Raw genomic sequence first — 919 nt, forward strand, 5'->3', positions numbered from 1 at the left:
ATGGTGTAAATCAAAATCAAAATCAAAATTATTAAATATAATAATAATGTGACCAGGCAACCTTAGCGGCCCTTACTTTACCTTTTGAGTTATAGAAATATTTGAAATTTAGTTCCTTGTGAATTTCATCAAATTTAAAAGTGTGCTTTTAATAATTCCCATATTCATTTTAACTGGATTTTCCCTAAAGATGATATGATAAAAAGACGACCAGAAAATCAGTGCATCACTGGTTAAGAGTTTAGTAGTAGGGCCAATCAGAGAATTACAACCAGAAGTCGGTATTATTACTTCTGCCAAATCTAGATTAACCGCTTCACAGGCTGATAGAAAAATACGTTTGCCTTCTAGCCTGCCTCTCATCATATCTGCGAGGCCAGCAAATGAGATTTCTCCGAAAGTGGTTGAAATCGCGTTCTTATTGCCATGACACGAGATATGCAGATACCGATATTCCGAATCACAAAAATCCTCAAAGAAATGTTCAAGCTCTTGTGAAGTTCTGATGTATTTATACATGGGTTGCTTTCCCGACAGCTCCAGCATATCGGCGAGCAGTTTTCCTTCGAAACGATTATTTTCTTCATCATCCCAGTCTAAGCTTTCAATAATATAAACATTAGGATTAGTTGAGCTTTTGATTTTACCATATCTAAATACTTTTATCTTCATAACCATTTCAGTCCCCAAGACTTTGAGTTAACAGAGCATACAGACATTTTCAAAACACCGTTTATATTCTTGTTTTTATAATGCTTCTAATTATTAATCACTGTTTTTACTGATTGCTCCATATGCATCATTTTATAATGCTCTTCATGCCCAGTTTTTACAAAAATCTGTTTAAAAACTTCGAAATACCTCTCTATCGTAGCATCTTGTTGTTCTACATATAAATCATCCAGTAGCCCGTGAGATC

At 34.4% G+C, this 919-nt stretch carries 1 protein-coding gene; it reads right to left on the reverse strand.

Annotated elements, in window-relative coordinates; all coding sequences use genetic code 11:
* Window positions 1–108: 108 nt before the first annotated feature.
* Window positions 109–678, reverse strand: coding sequence for a hypothetical protein (locus ACNOHI_RS24615; RefSeq protein ID WP_420477363.1), 570 nt, complete (start codon window positions 676–678; stop codon window positions 109–111).
* Between the last annotated feature and the right edge of the window lie 241 nt (window positions 679–919).

It is taken from the genome of Noviherbaspirillum sp. ST9 (genome assembly GCF_048799745.1).
In the GTDB taxonomy this organism is placed as follows: Bacteria; Pseudomonadota; Gammaproteobacteria; order Burkholderiales; family Burkholderiaceae_D; genus Noviherbaspirillum.